Source organism: Lentzea sp. NPDC051213 (assembly GCF_044455585.1).
Lineage (GTDB): Bacteria > Actinomycetota > Actinomycetes > Mycobacteriales > Pseudonocardiaceae > Lentzea.
On sequence record NZ_JBITEX010000004.1, the window covers coordinates 728,167 to 744,603 of the forward strand.

Consider the following 16,437-nt stretch of genomic DNA (forward strand, 5'->3'; position numbering starts at 1 on the left):
CGAACGAAGGGGTGCGCGCGAACGAAAATCTCCGTATGCATAGGCTTGACCTGGGCAAACGCGAGCGGGAATATCGGGGTCGGCGAGCGAACGGGGACCAGCATGGCGACGCGACGAGATGGCTTGGCACGACGTCGCGCAGCGATGGGATACACCCAGGAGAGCCTCGCCGAGCGATTGAGAAGCGACCGATCCACTGTGGGTCGATGGGAACGCGGCACCATGACGCCCCTGCCATGGAACCAACCCGACCTCGCGAAGGCGCTGGCCCTCTCCCCGCAGGAACTCGCCGAACTCCTCGGTCCAGATCAGGTCCCGGTTACGGTGACCGAACCGTTCACGTTGCGGGATCAACGCGGACCTGGGGTTGTGGCGAAGATTCAGGCAGCCGCGCAGGCGTTCCAGGCCGCCGACCGGCGTGTCGGTGGTGGCGTCTTGTATCCGACCGTCGCGCGGTACTTGAGCCAGGAGATCGGGCCGCGCCTACTCGACGGTGGCGACGGCCTGCACGCCACCGGACTGTTCACCGCCGCTGCGTCGATGACCGAGATCGCGGGGTGGATGTCGCACGACTGCGGCAATGATCTGCTGGCGAGGACGTACTTCGACCGGGCGTTCCGGTTGGCGACGGCAGCCAGCAATCAAGCGTTGGCAGGTAATGCCTGCGCTTCGATGGCTCACCTCGCGATCGAACTCGACCAAGCCGACGACGCACTCCGCATCGCCACGGCCGGGCTGGACAACGCACTGCAGGCAGACGGTGCCAAGCGGCTCGTCGCACGCCTGCACTCGATGCGCGCCCGAGCGCTTGCACTACGTGGGGATCGCATCGGCTGCGCTGAGGCCTTGGACACCGCCGAGCGCATCTTGGCGGGAGCTGGCGGCGAATCTGCTGCTGACTGGATTGCGAACTTCGACGATGCCTCCCTCGCGGGCGAAGCCGCCCTGTGTTTCCTTCAGTTGGCCGAGTTCGCAGAGGCTGAACGCCAAGCGAGGGAAGTGATCCGGCTCCGGTGCGGCGACCGAGTACGAAGCCGAGCGTTTGGTCAACTCACCCTCGCCAACGTCGTGCTGAGCGCGGGGCGCCTCGACGAGGCTGCAATGCTTGGCCAGGAGGTCTGCCGGCTGACCACATCGCTGAGCTCCGCCCGTGTCCTTCACCGCCTCGACGAACTGGGTAGCTCCCTGGGTTCAGCCCGCAGCGTGCCGGAGGTGGCTGCCTTCCTGGCGGCCCTGGGTGCGCTCAGCCATGTCTCCGACACGCAGGAAGGTCGAACTGCCACGTGGCCGGTCTGACTGACGACGAGGCCCGGTTCGCCTACCTCGCGGAAGGAAACGCGAAGCAAGCCCGCAAGCGCGTCGCGGCGGACGTTCTGATCCGCGACGACCGGGGGCGCATCTTGCTGGTCAACCCGACGTACAAGGATCACTGGGATCTGCCCGGTGGGATGGTTGAAAACAACGAGCCGCCACGCAAGGCTGCCGAGCGCGAGCTACGCGAAGAGCTCGGCTTGAAGGTCATCGTCGATCGGATTCTCGTGCTGGAGTGGGTTGGCCCCCATGGCCCGTGGGACGACCAGCTCGTGTTCATCTTCGACGGCGGAACGCTGACCGAAGATCAGTTGGCGAGCCTGCGACCGATTGACCCTGAGATCAGCGAGTTGGCCTTGCTCGAGCAGGACGAAGCTGCTCGAAGGCTCCGCCCAGACATGACACGCCGCCTTGGCCGTGCGCTGCAAGCACTGGTCACGGGTTCGACCCACTACACCGAATGACCAGCCGGCCGAAGGCCTCAGGTAGGAGGGTTCGCTCCGACCGCAACCAAAGCCCCGAGCAGAAGAAACGGCCCCATCGGCAGCAGGAAACCTTGCGGTAGGCGGCCACTTAGCCGAAGGCCTCCCCACATGAGGGCGCCGAGGCACCACCCAAGGAATGCACCAGCCACAACAGCCCACCAACTCGCCCATCCCAGCGCCAGGCCGAGCAACCCGCCGAGCTTCACGTCGCCAGCTCCGAGACCTCCACCAGCGGCCAGACCGAGTACGACATAGAACGCCGCGGAGGCCGCCAACCCGGCCAGCGCCCGCGCGAAGCTCGACCCGTTGGAGTGGACGATCGCCGACACGGCGAACAGCGCGCCCAATACAACGAAACTGGGCAGCAACAACACACCTGGGAGTCGCCGCTCGATCACGTCAATGAACGCAAGGCATACCCCGATCGCGGCGAGGTAGCTGTACGGCAGCAGGTCAAGGTTCCAGCCGAGCCGCCAGGCGAGGGCACCAAATAAGACCGCTGTCAGGAGCGGGGCCGTCAGTCGTACAGCGAGCAGGTCAGGGCAGCTCGTCGCGAGGAGCTTTCGGGACAAGACACCCATGAGTGCCCCGACCACAGCTCCGGCCGCCGCCCACGAAAAGATGAATAGGTCGATCATCAGTCAGCGTCGCTGACTGTGACCCCATGTAGCCGATCCGACACCGATATGCCCCCGAGAGTTCCATTGATGCGCTTCCAGTGTTACTCCGACACGAAGCGGTCCGTGACCCATCTAGCCCGAAAGAGTGAAGATTACGCGAGAATCCTCATACGGACTTCGAAGTCCGTACCTACGGACTTTGCAGTCGGTGGGGGTTTGGGGTGTAGACGTAGTTTGTATCACTTGACGGAAGGTGATCTTCGCTGACGTTTCGGGGGTGGGGGTGTGGCACACGGCATGACCTTGATCGCACGTGGTGGCCGATGGGCGGTATTCGTTGCGACCGCGGCAACCGTACTCGCACAGGTGGCCTGCACCTCTGGGACCAACACCAGTCCGACACCGAACACGTCAGCGCCCGCAACGCCGACTCCGAGCTCGTCCACGTCTCCTGTGGACATAGCCAACCGGGACGCGCTCAGATCTTACAGCGGGATGTGGAAGAGCTTCGTCGCCGCTGCAGCGACTTCTGACTGGCAAGCCGCGCAGCTGGGCCAGTACGCAACAGGTACCGCGCTGACCAACCTGACGCGAGGCTTGTATGCCGATCACTACAACGGCTTGGTGACCAAAGGCGAGCCGACGCACGACGCCAAGGTGGACTCCGTCGATCCACCGGTGAATCCGACGAAAGTGATCGTGACGGACTGCAGCGACTCGACGAATGCGCTGAAGTACCGCGCGGACAACGGACAGCTCGCCGACGACAAGCCAGGCGGCCGTCACCTGATCAACGCCATCGTGGATAAGCAGCCCGATGGATCATGGAAAGTATCGGACTTCGGCGTGCATGAGGTGGGGACATGCTAACAATCAAGCGCCTCGTCATCATATCTGGCGCAACAATAGCGGGAACGCTCTGGGGGATTGCACCGGCACTCGCCGACAACGTCTACGGCAACGTGAACTGCAATCAAACGCCTTCCCCGGCCTGCAGTCTCACTGCGGGCAGGAACCCGGACCACAGCTCTGTCAGTGGAAACCATGACACCGCAAACGTCTCGGGGAACGCCGATAACTCCGGCTACGACGGGATCGGTTGCAGGAACGTGCCCGTTGACTACAAAGCGCCTGGTGGGCAACCACCGGAGCCCGGCGGATGGTTCATGGTGTTGTGCTCGCCTGATGGCAAGGACCCCGACTCGCACGGTCCGGTGTGGATTCCGGCCGGGGCGAACAACGTGTCCACGGTGTCGCCCGCCGTGCTGGCGCAGGTCGCACGCAAGCAGATCCGGCTACCTGCGCCACAGATCTCGGCCAACCCCACGGGTGATCAGTTGGTGAGCCTGCCAACGTGGATGTGGGTGTCCAGCGGGTGGGCGCCGATCTCGGCCACCGCCTCCGTGCCGGGCGTGTCGGTGACGGCGGTGGCGACACCGACCTCAGTGTCCTGGTCGATGGGCGACGGAACCATGGTGACCTGTACGGGTCCTGGCACCCCGTTCCGTGCCGATGTCGACCCGAAGTCGGCCTCACCGGACTGCGGCCACACCTACCGCACCTCGTCGGCACGTCAAGCCGGGCAGGCGTACCCAGTCACCGCGACGATCCACTGGACGGTCTCGTGGTCGGGGGCGGGCCAGGGCGGCACTTTCCCTGAGATGACCACCACCAGCAACGCGGCGTTCCGCGTCGCGGAATCCCAGGCCCTGAACAACTAGGCGGCAGCTCCTGTCTGAGCTGCTGTCGCACGACACAAACCAGCAAGCACGAACACGTCCTCCGCTCGCCGATCACGACCTGGCGACGCGGCGCGCTACCCCATGCCTGGAGGCACCGGCATGAAGACCTTTGTGATGACCCAGCCCGACATCAATCCCGCGACCACATCGGCACCCGGCGTATGGACGGGGAACGGCACGAAGCCGGACACGGCATCGCGGCTGCGCGGCACAGGCCGCCGGCGCAACATCCCGTACTTGCTGCTGGGCGTCCTGCTCGTGCTGGTGTGTGTCGGGACGTTCCTGCTGATCTCGCTGAACTCCGGTGATCGCCGACCTGTGCTGGCGCTGGCTCGCGCGGTCACGGTCGGGCAGGTATTGACCGCGCAGGACCTGCGGCAGGTCAACGTCGCGGTCGACCCCGGTGTGAGCGTGGTGGACGCCGGACAGGCTGCCAGCGTGGTGGGCAAGACGATGTCCACGAGCCTGCCCGCAGGTGCGTTGCTGACGCCCGATGTGGTGGGTGTCGCGGCGGTTCCCGTTGCGGGACAGGCGATCGCCGCCCTGTCGTTGAAGCCGGGCCAGTTCCCGGCGGAGGTGTCGGCGGGGGCGCGCGTGTCGGTGGTGTTCGTGCTCGGAGGTGGAGCGGTCGCGAGCCCACCTGCGGTGTCCTCGTCGGATGCGGCCGCGGTGTGGCCGGCGGTGGTCACCAGCGTGACCTCGCCGCCCAACGACCAGACCACGGTGGTGTCGGTGCAGTTGACCGAGGCCGCCGCCCGGCAGGTCGCCGCGGTACCGGTGGGCCAGCTGTCGTTGGTGATGCTGTCGGGAGGTGGCCGGTGATGCTGATCGCGGTCATCAGTGTGAAGGGTTCACCGGGCACGACCACGTTCTCGCTCGCGCTGGCCGCGCGGTGGCCGGGCCCTGCCCGCACTCTCGTGGTCGAGGCGGACCCGTCCGGTGGGGACATCGCGACCCGGTTCTCGTTGGAATCGGCCCCCAGTCTGCTCAGCCTTGCCGCGTCGGCTCGGCACAGCTCGGATCCGGCGTTGGTGTGGCAGCACGCCCAAGCCCTGCAGGGCGGGCTGCCGGTGGTCGCCGCTCCCCCGGACGCCGATCGAGCGCGTGCGGCGCTGGTCGCCTTGGCGCCCGACCCCTCAGGTGGGATGGGCGCGCTGCGCAGTGCGGCGAACCTGCCGAACACAGTGGTGATCGCTGATTGTGGTCGGATCGATCCCGGTTCTCCGGCGATGTCGATCGTGCAAGAGGCAGACGTGCTGGTGCTACTCACGCGTGCTCGCGCGGACGACCTCGCGCACCTGGCGCGCAGGTTGCCCGCGGTCGGTCGCTGGGCGCCGCGGCCGGTGTTGTTGCTGGTCGGCAAGGGCTATTCCACCGCCGAGGTCGCCCGTGAGCTGGGTGTGCGTCCCTTGGGTCGGGTTCCTGAGGACGAGCACGGCGCCGCGGTGCTGTGCGGCCGGCCTTCCCGGCTGCGGTGGCGTCGGGGCGGGCCGTCGCACTCGGCGCTGGGCCGCTTCGCGCACAAGGTCGCCACCGTCCTGGTGCCGCAGCAGCAGGAAACGCCGGATGCCGCGCCCGGTCCGCTCGCCGCGAACAGCCAGAACGTGCCGACTCTGCGGACGCTCCCGGACACACCCAACGGCCCAGTCGCCGCCCGCGGTGGCCAACTGCTCGCGGCCCACGCGGTGCAGCGTCGCCCGCACGGGTTCGGCGAGGTCGATTCGCAGGGAGGGGCGGCATCATGAGCTTTCCTGACAACGGTTACCCGCACGCGGTGCAGCTGCATCCCCAGCCGGGACGGCACGAGGCAGGGTGGCAGCAGGTCTCGCTGGACCATGTGGGCGTTCAGGCACCCGTGCAGCACATAGCGGGCTATCCCGCTGTCTCACCGGAACTAGACGGGGCCGCTGCGGTGGAACGGCTACGACAGCACCTACGGAAGGCCCTTTCGACGCAGCTTCCCCAAAGGGTGGATGCCCAGCAACTCCACACCGGCGCCGCGGTCACGCAGGAGGGTCGGCGCGAGCTGGCGCGGTCGATCCTCGGCGACGCGGTCCGCGCGCACAGCGAGAACGAGTTGATGGCCAACCTGCCGCTGGTCGGGCGTGAGGTCGAGCAGCGGGTGGTGGTCGAGGTCGTCAACGAGTTGTTCGGCATGGCCGGATTGCAGCCGCTGCTGGACGACCCCCGCATCGAGACGATCAACGCCAACCGCTGGGACCGGGTGTTCGTGCAGCGCACGGACGGCAGCCGTGTCCAGGTCGGTCCGATCGCGGGGTCGAACGAGGAGTTGACCGACCTGGTGCGGCTGCTCGCGGCCCGCGCGTCGAGTCAGGAACGTCGCTTCGACCAGGGCTCCCCCGCAGTGAACCTGCAGTTGCCCGGTGGTGAGCGGCTGTTCGCGGCGATGGGCGTGACCGCAGGTGGGGTGACGTCGCTGTCGATCCGCCGGCACGGCTACCTCACCGTCACCCTGCCCGAACTGCGCTCGCGAGGCACTCTCGACGCCGGTCTCGTGGAGTTCCTACGGGCGCTTGTCCGTGCCCGCAAGAACATCCTGATCACCGGCGGTACCGGTGTGGGCAAGACGACGCTGCTGCGAGCGCTCGCGTCAGAGATGGATCCGCTCGAACGGCTCGTCACCATCGAGGACGCCTTCGAGCTCGCGCTAGACAGCGACCCGAACATCCACGCGGACGTGACCTCGTTCCAGGCCCGCGAGGCGAACATCGAGGGCGAGGGGGCGATCTCGCAGGCCGAGCTCGTGCGCTGGGGACTGCGGATGTCGCCGGACCGGGTGATCGTGGGCGAGATCCGCGGGCCGGAAGTCATTCCCATGTGCAACGCGATGAGTCAGGGCAACGACGGCAGCATGGCCACCCTGCACGCGTCGTCCTCGCGGATCGCCTTTACCCGTCTGGCTTCCTACGCCGCGCAGGGTGTCGAGCGTTTGCCGTTGGAAGCCAGCAACTTGCTGATCGCCAGCGCGGTGCATTTCGTGGTGCACCTCGCGTTCGGCGCCGATCGCACGACGCGCGTGGTGTCCTCGGTCCGTGAGGTCGTCGGCGCCGATGGCCCGCAGGTGGTGTCCAACGAGGTCTACCGCCCCGGACACGACAGGCGCGCCCGGCCGGTCGCGGGATCGGTGCGCACCGACACGATCGACGATCTCATCGCCGTGGGCTTCGATCCCGTGGTGCTGGAGCAGCCCGAAGGCTGGTGGCCGCAGTGACCGGCACCATGACTCCCCTCACTGGGCTGGCCGCGCTACTCGGAGCCGGGGTCGGCGTCGGCCTCCTGTTGCTGATCACCGGCTGGCGTGGGGTGGATCCGGACCGGCCCCGGCGAACGTTGGTTCGTCGCAACCCAGGCGGGCCGCAGGACCAGCGGCGGGTGCTCCGATTTGGCGTCGCGGTCGCGGTGGGTGTGCTGGCCGGCGTCGGGACCGGCTGGTTCGTCGGCGCGGTGCTCGCGGGTCTGGCGTGCTGGGCGCTGCCGCGTGTGCTCGGTGGCGATCCGGAACACGCACGGCGGGTCGCCCGCATCGAGGCGATCGCGACGTGGACCGAGATGTTGCGCGACACGCTGTCGGCCGCGGCTGGTTTGGAGCAGGCGATCCTGGCCACCGCACGGCTGGCGCCCACTGCGATTCGCCGGGAGACCATCGAGCTCTCGGTGCATCTGGAGAACGGCGAGCACCTCGCGCCGTCGCTGCGGCGGTTGGCCGGCCGTCTGGCCGATCCGACCGGTGATCTGGTGATCGCCGCGTTGGTGAAGGCCGCCGAGCAGCAGGCCCGTCAGCTCGGCGAGTTGCTCGGCGCGCTGGCGCTTACCGCGCGTGACCAGGCGTCGATGCGGATGCGGGTCGAGGCCGGTCGTGCGCGGACCCGGACCTCGGTGCGGGTGATCGTGGGCACCACGCTGTCCTTCGCGGTGGCCGTGGTGCTGCTCAACCGCTCCTACTTGTCTGCCTACGACTCCGCGATCGGGCAGGTGGTGCTGCTGGGGATCGGCGCGCTGTTCGCGGTGGGGTTCGCCTGGTTGGTGCGGATCGCCAGGGTTTACGAGCCAGCTCGGTTCCTGTCGATCACAGCCGCGGAGTCCAATGAGGACTTTTCCGCGGTGGAAGTGTGGGGGTCGAGGTCATGATCACCGTGCTGGTTCTGGGTATCGGGCTTGGTGTCGGGTTGTGGGCGTTGGCCGTGTGGGCGTTTCCTCCCCGGCCGGCGCTCGGTGTCGTCCTCGCGCGTGCCACGGCGTCTCCGGCGCCGCCGCCGATCCTGGCGACCGATGACACCGGCTGGGCGGCCAAGGTCGGCCGTCCGTTCATCGCACCGCTGCGCGTCATGGGGTTGCCCGGTGAACGGCTCTCGCGTGATCTCGCGGTGATCGGTCGTCCGGTGGCGACGCACCTGGCGGAGAAAGCCACGCTGGCCATCGCCGGGCTGCTCGCCCCCGCCTTGCTGCAACTGCTGCTGATGCTGGGCGGGTTGTCACTGGGTGTCGAGTTCCCGATCATCGGCGGGCTTGTCCTCGCGGCTGTGGGGTTCGTGCTGCCGGATCTGCAGGCCCGGTCGGACGCGGCGAAGCTGCGGGTCGGGTTCCGCCACGCGCTGTCCGCTTATCTGGACTTGGTGTGGATCACCCTGGCCGGTGGCGCCGGTGTCGACAGCGCCCTGAACGACTCGGTCGGCGTCGGGCACGGGTGGGCGTTCGCGCAGATCCGTCGCGCCCTCGAGGCGGCTCGGCTGACGCGCACGACACCGTGGGACACGCTGCGGCGGCTCGGTGAGGAACTCGACGTCACCGAGCTCGCCGAGCTGGCCGCGTCGGTCAGCCTCGCCGGGACCGAGGGCGCCAAGGTCCGCGCCAGCCTGGCGGCCAAGGCAGCCGCGCTGCGCACCCACCAGATCACCGCCGCCGAGGGTGATGCCCAAGCGGCCACGGAGCGCATGTCGCTGCCGGTCATGGCTCTGTTCTTGGGCTTCTTGGCCTTCATCGCCTACCCCGCGCTGACACAGGTCCTCAATGGACTGTGAAAGGTCCGTGGGCTCGACGTACGACAGTGGGAGGAGAACACGATGCGGACGTACTGGGATGTGTTGTGGACGGCGCTGCGCGCGCGGATCGAGGTGCTGCGTCGCGAGCCCGAGGCGGGGTATTCGACCGAGACGGTGCTGGTGACCGCGATGCTGGTCGTCGCGGCGCTGGCCGTCATCGCGGTCATCGTCGCGAAGGTCGTCGCCAAGGCCAACGGCATCAACCTGTAGCCCACGATGCCCACCACGACCCCACCACCACACGACCGCCGCCGACAGCGGCGGGGCCACCGGTCGCGCGCGAGCGGGTCGCGATGGCTGCGCCGGGCGCTGCGCGGGGATCGGGGCGCGGTCAGCGCGGAGCTGGTGATCGCGACACCGCTGTTGTTGTTGATGCTGCTGGCCATTGTGCAGTTTGCCCTGTGGTCTCACGCCACCCACATCGCGCAAGCAGCCGCCTCGCAAGGGCTCGCCGCCGCGCGAGCTCAGAACGGCACGGCCGTGGCGGGCACGGCGAGCGCGCAGCAGGTGCTCGACCAGCTGGCACGGGGCCCGCTGACCGGCACGACGGTCGCCGCCGACCGCGGCGCGGAGTCCGCTTCCGTGCGGATCTCCGGTACCGCGTCGTCGGTGGTGCCGTTCCTGAGCTTGCCGGTCCATGCCGAGGCTGTCGGCCCGGTCGAACGCTGGGTGCCGGCCGTCGCGAGTGGACCGTGAGGAGAAGCGATGACCACCACCGCACCCACCCTGGGCCCGCCTATTGTCCCGCGGGCCGCCACGTGCCCGCACGATGGCCTGCGACGGCCGTGGCGGCGAGAACTCCGCCGTCGTGGGTGGATGGCCTGGTGGCGTGACGATCGCGGCTCCGTGGCCGCGGAAGTCACCCTCGTCACCCCGGTCCTGATCATGCTGATGGTGTTCGTCGCAGTGGTCGTCCATCGCGGCGTTGACGCGCGGCTGCGTCTCAACGACGCCGCGCACCAATCCGCGCGGGCCGCGAGCATCGCACGCACCGACCCGGCGGCTGTCGCTGCAGCCCACTCGACGGCGGCGAACGCCCTCGCCTCGGCCGGGGTCGTCTGTCAGTCGCTGGGCGTGGACACGGCCACCGGTGGTCTGCGGCCGGGTGGCGCCGTAACTGTGACCGTGTCCTGCACGGTCGACTTCGGCGACGCCCTGATCCTCGGTGTTCCTGGCCAGAAACGCTTGTCCGCCACCGCGAGCGAGGTGGTCGATACCTGGAGATCGGTCACCGTGAACGCCACCGGGGGCAGCTCATGACCCGCCCCGCCTGCCACGCCCAGCCAATCCGCTCTGGCGTGTCGTCACCGAACTGCTGGCGCGCGCGGCAACGCGGGTGGTGGCGCGCGGACGAGGGACGGGTGAGCGCGTTCGTCGTCGTGCTCACGACCGGGATCCTCGCCCTGGCCGGACTCACCCTCGACGGTGGCCTGGCGCTCGCCGCCAAGGTCAAGGCCAACGGGCAAGCCGAATCCGCGGCGCGTGCGGGCGCCCAGGCCATCGACCTCGCCGTGTACCGCAGCAGCAACCGGCTGCAGCTGGTTCCCGCGGAGGCGGTCGCGAACGCGCAGAGCTACCTCGCCGCCGTGGGCACGTCGGGAACGGTGACAGTCACCGGGAACACCGTGACGGTCACCGTCACCGCCTCCCAGCCGACCCAGCTACTGGGCCTGGTCGGCATCGGCGCCTTGTCGGTGCACGGCACCGCCAGCGCCCATCCGCAACGAGGCGTGGCGGCAATCGAACCATGACCCGGCCCCGCCGCTCGCACCCGATGAAGCGCGTCAACGGAAGGACACCAGCATGACGACGACCGACGAGATTCAGCGCCGTGTCGAGAAGGCCGACGCCGACCGTAGTGCGAGGAGATCCGCCGCGGCGCAACAGGTCGGCGTGCTCGCGCAGCGCCGGGCCGCCATCGCCGAACAACTGGGCGATATCGAGCGAGAACTCGGGGACGTGCTCGCTGCCGCCAGTGACGTCATCGATATCGATGAACTGGCGAGGTTCACCGACGTACCAGCCGCCGACCTCACGCGATGGCGCGCGGCCCACAAGACCGCCCGCACCAAACGCAAACGGCACGCTGCCGCTACCGAGGTCGGTACGAGTCGGGAACCGGCCGCAGCGAAGACATCGGCGGCAGACCAGGGATCGACGCTGCCGGATCCGACCGTGTCTGGCGCTACCACTGCGGACGCGCCCGCACGCACCACCGTAGGGGTGACGTGAGAGCCCCCGCCCGTCCTGGATGGGCTGCGGCGACGAGTCAACGCCAGCTCCTGGCCCATGCGCACGCGGTGCCCGTCGGTGGCGACTCATAAGCCCTGTACTGCCAAGGAATCGAGCAAGTCGTGACCACGTCATCACACACCTCTCGCCGGAGGTCGACACAGCCTCCGGGCAGCAGTCGCCACTCCTGGTCGGTGCTGGCTGGCACGCTCCGGTTCATTGGTCGGGTCGTGCGTGGCCTGGTCGCCGCCGCGGTGCTGCTGGCGCTCGTCGCGGGTTTGCCGTGGGCGTTGTCGCGTTTCGTCGGTTGGCCGCTGCCCGATCACCTGCCGAGCTGGGACGAGGTGCAGGCCGTTCTGCTCGGTCCGATGCACGCCGGGTTCTTGCTCGACTTCCTCGCCTGTCTGTGCTGGATCACGTGGGCGGCGTTCACGGCCGATGTGGTGCGCTGCGCCGTGGACGTGGTGCACGGGGCGCGGTGGCCGGACTTGCTGGCGGCCGGTCCGATGCACGCCCCGGCCGCGATCCTGGTCGGCGCGATCATGCTGTCGATTCTCGGGAACCGTGCCACAGCACCGCCGCCGACCAGTGCGCAGCCCGTTGCGCTCGGCGCCGGATCCGGTGTCGTGGCGACTGCACCGGCCTGGCCCTCCGCAGTGGACGGTGCCGCTGTGGCAGTGCGGCGTGCGGGTGTCGTGACACAGGAAGGCGGGCCGGCCGCGCTGAGCTCGTCCTCGCGTCCCACGACGGAGATCGTGCGGCACCCGGATCCGGCAACCGGTGTGCACGACAGCCTGTGGCGTGTCTCCGAACGTGCTCTTGGTGCGGGCGCCCGCTGGGTGGAGATTTTCGAACTCAACAAGGGAATGCCTCAGCCCAACGGCAGGGCGTTCACCAACCCGAGCCTGGTGTTTCCGGGCGATGTGCTCGTCCTTCCCCAGGGCACGAAGCCCATCGAGGTCGCTCCGCCGAGCACGCCGGAGCAACCCGTGCCGCCTCCGCCCGCGACGACCACACCACCAGCCACCACGAGCACGCCGACCACGACCGTGGTGCCATCGAGCCCAGCGACAGCCACTCCGCCGACCCGCCACGCCCCGCCGGCCGCGGGCGAGGCCGCACCACCGGCCTCGCGGGAGCCCGCGATCAGCTGGGGATCGGACTTGTACCTCGGACTCGGGCTGGCTGCGGCGGTGAGTGCGGCGCTGATGATCGCGCGCCGCCGCTACCGTCGCCGCTACCAGCCCGGCAGCGGTCGGCGCGATGACCTGCCGGTCGCGCCGGTGGTCTACCAGCTGCGGCTCGCTCATCTCCGCGCCGAACACGACGACGACCTCGACCTCGACCTCGACCTCGACATGAACGAACACGCCGCACCACTCGACCGGCCTCAACGATCGCTGGTCATCGGAGCCGCAGATCCCGCCAACACCCGCTCATGCCCGGCGTCCTCGATCGCACCGGGCCTGGGTGTCCGCGATGGACGAGAGATCGCGTTGGACCTGGCGGATGCCCGCGGCCTCGGACTGGTCGGAGCGGGCGCATCGAGCGCTGCCCGCGCCCTGGTACTGGCCTCGCTGACCCCGCCCATCGACAACCTGGCGACGTCGGCCGGGGCGACCATTGTCGTCCCGGCCGGCGACCTCCCACTGCTGCTCGGGCGGATCGCCGCCCACCCCCGGCTACCGAGGGCGCTGCGCGTGGTGGCCGGGCTCGACGAGGCGCTCGACGAGCTGGAAGCCGAGACCCTCCTGCGCGCTCGCGAAGAGCATCCGGGGTCGTGGCCCACCGTGGTGCTCGTCGCCAGGACACCCGAACACAACAGTCAACGACTGCAAGCGGTGCTGGACAACGGCTCCGTGTTCGGCATCGTCGGCGTCCTGCTCGGCCAGTGGCTGGCTGGCGTCACCGCCTACGTGCGCGAGGACGGCACGATCTCCGCCACCAGCCCTGGGCTCGGCGAGGCGCTGCGGGAGACCAGGATGTTCCGCGTCGGCGGCGATGACACCGCGCAGCTGCTCGCCCTCCTGCACCGCGCGCAGCCCGAGCCGTCCCCTGTCGAGGAGGAGCTTGCCTCCACGTCAGGGCCGCAAATCCTGCACACCGCACCGGGCAATGACAACGACGTCCTGGACGGCGACCGTAGTCACGCGGGCGGCGGCCGTGGTGAGGCGGCCGCGCCGACCGCCGTCGACCAGGCAGACACCGAGTTGGAAGTCACCGCCGCCGGCGGCCCCGCCGAGCCGAGCGATACCGAGCTGGAGATCGTCGAGCCCCGACCGATCCCAACACCGGGCGCTCGGCTCCGTCCGGTAGCCGGCCAGCAACCTCCCGCCTCGCCAATCGACGAGGAGCAAGACGTTGCCAGCCAGCGCGCCGGTGAGCTCGACACGATCGGAACAGCGGAAGCGGGCGAGGTCGGTTCGACCACGGCGCCGATCCGGATCACCGTGCTCGGCGCTCCGCGCGTGTACTGGCGCCCCGAACCGGGAGACGGGGAGCAGGAGATCACCGGGGCGTTCCAGCCGAGGTTGCGGGAGCTGCTGGTGTTCCTGGCCGTGCATCCCGACGGCGCCACCCGTGAGGCGCTGGTGGCGGCGTTGTGGGCGGACAGCGCGCCGGAGAAGACGACCAACGCGATGAACACGTCGTTGTCGCGACTGCGCCGCGCGCTCGGGAAGGCCACCGAGGGCGCGCTCGCCGAGATCGCCGTGGTCGGCGACGGCCGCTACCGGCTGGATCCCGCGCTCGTCGACGTCGACTACTGGCGCTTCGACCGCGCTGTCACCGCGCGCCGCGCCGCGCCGAGCGAGCGGGCACGCATCGACGCATACCGCGTAGTGGTCAACGCCTACACCGGGCCGCTGGGCGACGGCATGTCCGCCGAGTGGATCGAATCCGCGCGCGAGGCCATCCGCCGCGACGCCATCGACGCCGTCGCCGAATTGGCCCGCGCCCTGGTGGACTCCGACCCCGAGCAGACCCTCAACCTGCTGGAGATCGCGAGGGCGTTCGATCCGCACAACGAACTGCTGTACCGCGACATCATGCGACTCCAGGAACGCCTCGGGCGCCTGGACGCGATCCCGCGGACCCTGACCTTGCTGACGACGCGGCTGGCCGAGGTCGACGACCGGCCCACGCCGCAGGCCCTCGGGCTGGCCGCGCGGCTGCGGCAGCGTCACGACAGGCAGGCCGCTGCCTCACTGGACCCCGGTACCCAGGCCGTTCGACGCGACCAGGATGGTCGGGACCGCAGTGCGGCGAGCTGACCGGCGAACAGAGCCGGGAACCGGCGGTCAGAGGGATTCAGGCGGAATCGCGGCTCGACTTCCCCTCGGTGACCGGACCATCATGATCGAGGTCGACTATGTCGCTGTCGTTGTCGTCCTGTATTGGAGTCCCGGTAAGTGGATCGTCGTCGTCCTCGCCGAGATTGCGGTTGTACGCCTGAGCCTGCGCGATGAGGTCGGGGTGTCGCCTCACCCAGTCGATGAGCGGTCCGAGCAGTGTCATGAACTCGGCGATCTGAGGTGCAAGCGAGTAGAAGACCTTCGCCGGAAAGGCCTCCGTGCATTCCGTACGCACCAGAAGACCTTCTTTTGTCATCTTTCGCAGCGTCCGCGTCAGAATGCTATCGTGCAGAATAATAGGTTTGTCCGACCATTCATCGCCGAGGGAGTACGAGTTGATCGTGGAAAGAATCTCGGCTCGCCGCATCGGGCCGCGGGCGAGAGCCAGGTTGATGGCTGGTGCCCACTTGTCGCCGAAGAGGTACTTCAAATTGTAGAGATCCCGCAGGAACTGCTCGTCCCCCATGACCATGACGCCTCCCAGTTGCATCGGTCCGGCCTCCCTCGCCGCAACCGGTCGTTCCACCGCTTGTCCACAGCTCGTCGACGCTCCCCACGCCCGCCCAGAGGGCGACGCCGAGCGGTACTGCCTGCTCAGCGTGACCACGTTCCTCGCCGGACCTCCTCACCTCGTCGTGATGGAGCCCTCCACGTTACGCCGAACGGGCCAACCATCCCACGGTATTCCTACTCAATTCGACTGAGCTGCGCTTGTTACCGAAGGTAACGGAATCGGTGATCGTTAGCACGTACGGTGACTTCCGTTGGGGGTTCACACGGGGGATCACACGGGGGATCAACTTGGGGATCACGTTAGAACGCTACCCCGTCCACGCGACGAAGCTGCTGGTCGGCGATGCTACGGGGGGATCCACTGGTGTCCCAGACTCGCTTGGCCACAAGCCGGTGGACACATCGGGGCGGGCGCGGTGGCCAGCCTGCGTCGTGTCGGCCGTGCCGCGGTTTCCAGCCCTGTCACTCGCTACCACGCGTATCCCTATTCTTCTCACATTTCATGCACCCCTCTCCGCCCTGCCGGCCTTCACTTCATTTCCAACCGCTTGCTCCCGACACCTCGGAAACTCGCCGGGGCCCGTGAGCTGCGGAAATCGCCGACAACGGCGGCAATTATGACCGTACGGACGGCTTTCTATTCGCCGATAATTGGCGGCCAATGCGAGCGGGGGGAAAGAGTCTTGAAATGGGGCGTCGAATTCTATTGCATTCGGCGCGCGGCAGAGTTATCTTTGAATTGTCACCTGGGGGAACCGGAACCAAACCGAATAGGACACCCGGTGACAGCCATACCCGCACCATTCCACGCGAACAACTACCCGGACACCGTCAACGAAATGGGGACAGTCATGACCACCACACCTTTCACGATCATGGAAAACGGCACCCCGGTGACGTGCTACCCCGTGACGTTCGACGGCCGGAAAATCACGGTTCACACCCCGGGCGGCCCCCGCACGCGCACCCGCCGCAACTGTGGCGGCTACGCCACCGCCGCCGTGTTGCACGCCATGGGCTACACCGATCTTTGCGCTTCTATTTCAGGTGAGAGCGAAACCGAACAAATCGAGTGTTACACGATGGCGATCGCCTAACCGGTACCCGCCCGAAATCTGCCA

At 68.2% G+C, this 16,437-nt stretch carries 18 protein-coding genes; 16 read left to right on the forward strand and 2 right to left on the reverse strand.

Going from position 1 to position 16,437, the window contains the following annotated elements; genetic code table 11:
- Window positions 1-102: 102 nt before the first annotated feature.
- Complete coding sequence (locus ACIA8G_RS21660; protein ID WP_396420423.1) at window positions 103-1,296, forward strand: helix-turn-helix domain-containing protein; 1,194 nt, start codon at window positions 103-105, stop codon at window positions 1,294-1,296.
- A complete protein-coding gene (locus tag ACIA8G_RS21665) occupies window positions 1,284-1,775 on the forward strand; it encodes an NUDIX domain-containing protein (RefSeq protein ID WP_396420424.1) in 492 nt (163 codons plus the stop codon). The genes ACIA8G_RS21660 and ACIA8G_RS21665 overlap by 13 nt, the downstream gene beginning before the upstream one ends.
- A gap of 17 nt (window positions 1,776-1,792) precedes the next feature.
- On the opposite strand, the gene ACIA8G_RS21670 is transcribed toward ACIA8G_RS21665, so the two are convergent.
- Window positions 1,793-2,434, reverse strand: a complete 642-nt coding sequence (locus tag ACIA8G_RS21670; RefSeq protein ID WP_396420425.1) for a prepilin peptidase — start codon at window positions 2,432-2,434, stop codon at window positions 1,793-1,795.
- Between the two features lie 477 nt (window positions 2,435-2,911).
- Here ACIA8G_RS21670 and ACIA8G_RS21675 point away from each other — a divergent pair, with 477 nt between their 5' ends.
- The 13 genes from ACIA8G_RS21675 to ACIA8G_RS21735 all read left to right on the forward strand — a co-directional run bounded on the left by ACIA8G_RS21675 (window position 2,912) and on the right by ACIA8G_RS21735 (window position 14,722).
- A complete protein-coding gene (locus ACIA8G_RS21675; protein WP_396420427.1) occupies window positions 2,912-3,286 on the forward strand; it encodes a hypothetical protein in 375 nt (124 codons plus the stop codon).
- Window positions 3,280-4,137: a hypothetical protein gene (locus ACIA8G_RS21680; RefSeq protein WP_396420428.1), complete on the forward strand. Its 858-nt coding sequence runs from the start codon at window positions 3,280-3,282 to the stop codon at window positions 4,135-4,137. The genes ACIA8G_RS21675 and ACIA8G_RS21680 overlap by 7 nt, the downstream gene beginning before the upstream one ends.
- Before the next feature lie 120 nt (window positions 4,138-4,257).
- Entirely contained in the window at window positions 4,258-4,980 is a 723-nt protein-coding gene (locus tag ACIA8G_RS21685; RefSeq protein ID WP_396420430.1) for an SAF domain-containing protein, read from the forward strand.
- Window positions 4,980-5,903 (forward strand): chromosome partitioning protein, encoded by a 924-nt coding sequence (locus ACIA8G_RS21690; protein WP_396420431.1) that lies wholly within the window; start codon window positions 4,980-4,982, stop codon window positions 5,901-5,903. The genes ACIA8G_RS21685 and ACIA8G_RS21690 overlap by 1 nt, the downstream gene beginning before the upstream one ends.
- Complete coding sequence (locus ACIA8G_RS21695) at window positions 5,900-7,390, forward strand: CpaF family protein (RefSeq protein ID WP_396420432.1); 1,491 nt, start codon at window positions 5,900-5,902, stop codon at window positions 7,388-7,390. Before ACIA8G_RS21690 ends, ACIA8G_RS21695 begins: the two co-directional genes overlap by 4 nt.
- A gap of 8 nt (window positions 7,391-7,398) precedes the next feature.
- Complete coding sequence (locus ACIA8G_RS21700) at window positions 7,399-8,307, forward strand: type II secretion system F family protein (protein WP_396420433.1); 909 nt, start codon at window positions 7,399-7,401, stop codon at window positions 8,305-8,307.
- Window positions 8,304-9,197 carry a type II secretion system F family protein gene (locus ACIA8G_RS21705; RefSeq protein ID WP_396420434.1) on the forward strand — a complete coding sequence of 298 codons (894 nt, stop codon included), beginning with the start codon at window positions 8,304-8,306 and terminating at the stop codon, window positions 9,195-9,197. Before ACIA8G_RS21700 ends, ACIA8G_RS21705 begins: the two co-directional genes overlap by 4 nt.
- 42 nt (window positions 9,198-9,239) lie before the next feature.
- Window positions 9,240-9,428, forward strand: coding sequence for a hypothetical protein (locus ACIA8G_RS21710; protein WP_396420435.1), 189 nt, complete (start codon window positions 9,240-9,242; stop codon window positions 9,426-9,428).
- Window positions 9,429-9,434: 6 nt separating this feature from the next.
- A complete protein-coding gene (locus ACIA8G_RS21715) occupies window positions 9,435-9,914 on the forward strand; it encodes a TadE/TadG family type IV pilus assembly protein (protein WP_396420436.1) in 480 nt (159 codons plus the stop codon).
- 9 nt (window positions 9,915-9,923) lie between these two features.
- A complete protein-coding gene (locus ACIA8G_RS21720; RefSeq protein ID WP_396420437.1) occupies window positions 9,924-10,478 on the forward strand; it encodes a TadE/TadG family type IV pilus assembly protein in 555 nt (184 codons plus the stop codon).
- 101 nt (window positions 10,479-10,579) lie between these two features.
- Window positions 10,580-10,969 carry a hypothetical protein gene (locus ACIA8G_RS21725; protein ID WP_396420438.1) on the forward strand — a complete coding sequence of 130 codons (390 nt, stop codon included), beginning with the start codon at window positions 10,580-10,582 and terminating at the stop codon, window positions 10,967-10,969.
- 52 nt (window positions 10,970-11,021) lie between these two features.
- On the forward strand, window positions 11,022-11,450 hold the full coding sequence (locus tag ACIA8G_RS21730; protein WP_396420439.1) for a hypothetical protein: 429 nt from the start codon (window positions 11,022-11,024) through the stop codon (window positions 11,448-11,450).
- A gap of 230 nt (window positions 11,451-11,680) precedes the next feature.
- A complete protein-coding gene (locus ACIA8G_RS21735; protein ID WP_396420440.1) occupies window positions 11,681-14,722 on the forward strand; it encodes a transcriptional regulator in 3,042 nt (1,013 codons plus the stop codon).
- Between the two features lie 37 nt (window positions 14,723-14,759).
- On the opposite strand, the gene ACIA8G_RS21740 is transcribed toward ACIA8G_RS21735, so the two are convergent.
- Window positions 14,760-15,329 carry a winged helix-turn-helix transcriptional regulator gene (locus ACIA8G_RS21740; RefSeq protein ID WP_396420441.1) on the reverse strand — a complete coding sequence of 190 codons (570 nt, stop codon included), beginning with the start codon at window positions 15,327-15,329 and terminating at the stop codon, window positions 14,760-14,762.
- 769 nt (window positions 15,330-16,098) lie between these two features.
- Between ACIA8G_RS21740 and ACIA8G_RS21745 the strand changes: the two genes are divergently transcribed.
- Window positions 16,099-16,413, forward strand: coding sequence for a hypothetical protein (locus tag ACIA8G_RS21745; protein WP_396420442.1), 315 nt, complete (start codon window positions 16,099-16,101; stop codon window positions 16,411-16,413).
- Window positions 16,414-16,437: the final 24 nt, after the last annotated feature.

Coding starts and splice junctions, on each gene's coding strand:
- ACIA8G_RS21660 (WP_396420423.1), top strand. CDS start 103: ATGGCGACGCGACGAGATGGCTTGGCACGACGTCGCGCAGCGATGGGA.
- ACIA8G_RS21670 (WP_396420425.1), bottom strand. CDS start 2,434: ATGATCGACCTATTCATCTTTTCGTGGGCGGCGGCCGGAGCTGTGGTC.
- ACIA8G_RS21675 (WP_396420427.1), top strand. CDS start 2,912: ATGTGGAAGAGCTTCGTCGCCGCTGCAGCGACTTCTGACTGGCAAGCC.
- ACIA8G_RS21680 (WP_396420428.1), top strand. CDS start 3,280: ATGCTAACAATCAAGCGCCTCGTCATCATATCTGGCGCAACAATAGCG.
- ACIA8G_RS21685 (WP_396420430.1), top strand. CDS start 4,258: ATGAAGACCTTTGTGATGACCCAGCCCGACATCAATCCCGCGACCACA.
- ACIA8G_RS21690 (WP_396420431.1), top strand. CDS start 4,980: ATGCTGATCGCGGTCATCAGTGTGAAGGGTTCACCGGGCACGACCACG.
- ACIA8G_RS21695 (WP_396420432.1), top strand. CDS start 5,900: ATGAGCTTTCCTGACAACGGTTACCCGCACGCGGTGCAGCTGCATCCC.
- ACIA8G_RS21700 (WP_396420433.1), top strand. CDS start 7,399: ATGACTCCCCTCACTGGGCTGGCCGCGCTACTCGGAGCCGGGGTCGGC.
- ACIA8G_RS21705 (WP_396420434.1), top strand. CDS start 8,304: ATGATCACCGTGCTGGTTCTGGGTATCGGGCTTGGTGTCGGGTTGTGG.
- ACIA8G_RS21710 (WP_396420435.1), top strand. CDS start 9,240: ATGCGGACGTACTGGGATGTGTTGTGGACGGCGCTGCGCGCGCGGATC.
- ACIA8G_RS21715 (WP_396420436.1), top strand. CDS start 9,435: ATGCCCACCACGACCCCACCACCACACGACCGCCGCCGACAGCGGCGG.
- ACIA8G_RS21720 (WP_396420437.1), top strand. CDS start 9,924: ATGACCACCACCGCACCCACCCTGGGCCCGCCTATTGTCCCGCGGGCC.
- ACIA8G_RS21730 (WP_396420439.1), top strand. CDS start 11,022: ATGACGACGACCGACGAGATTCAGCGCCGTGTCGAGAAGGCCGACGCC.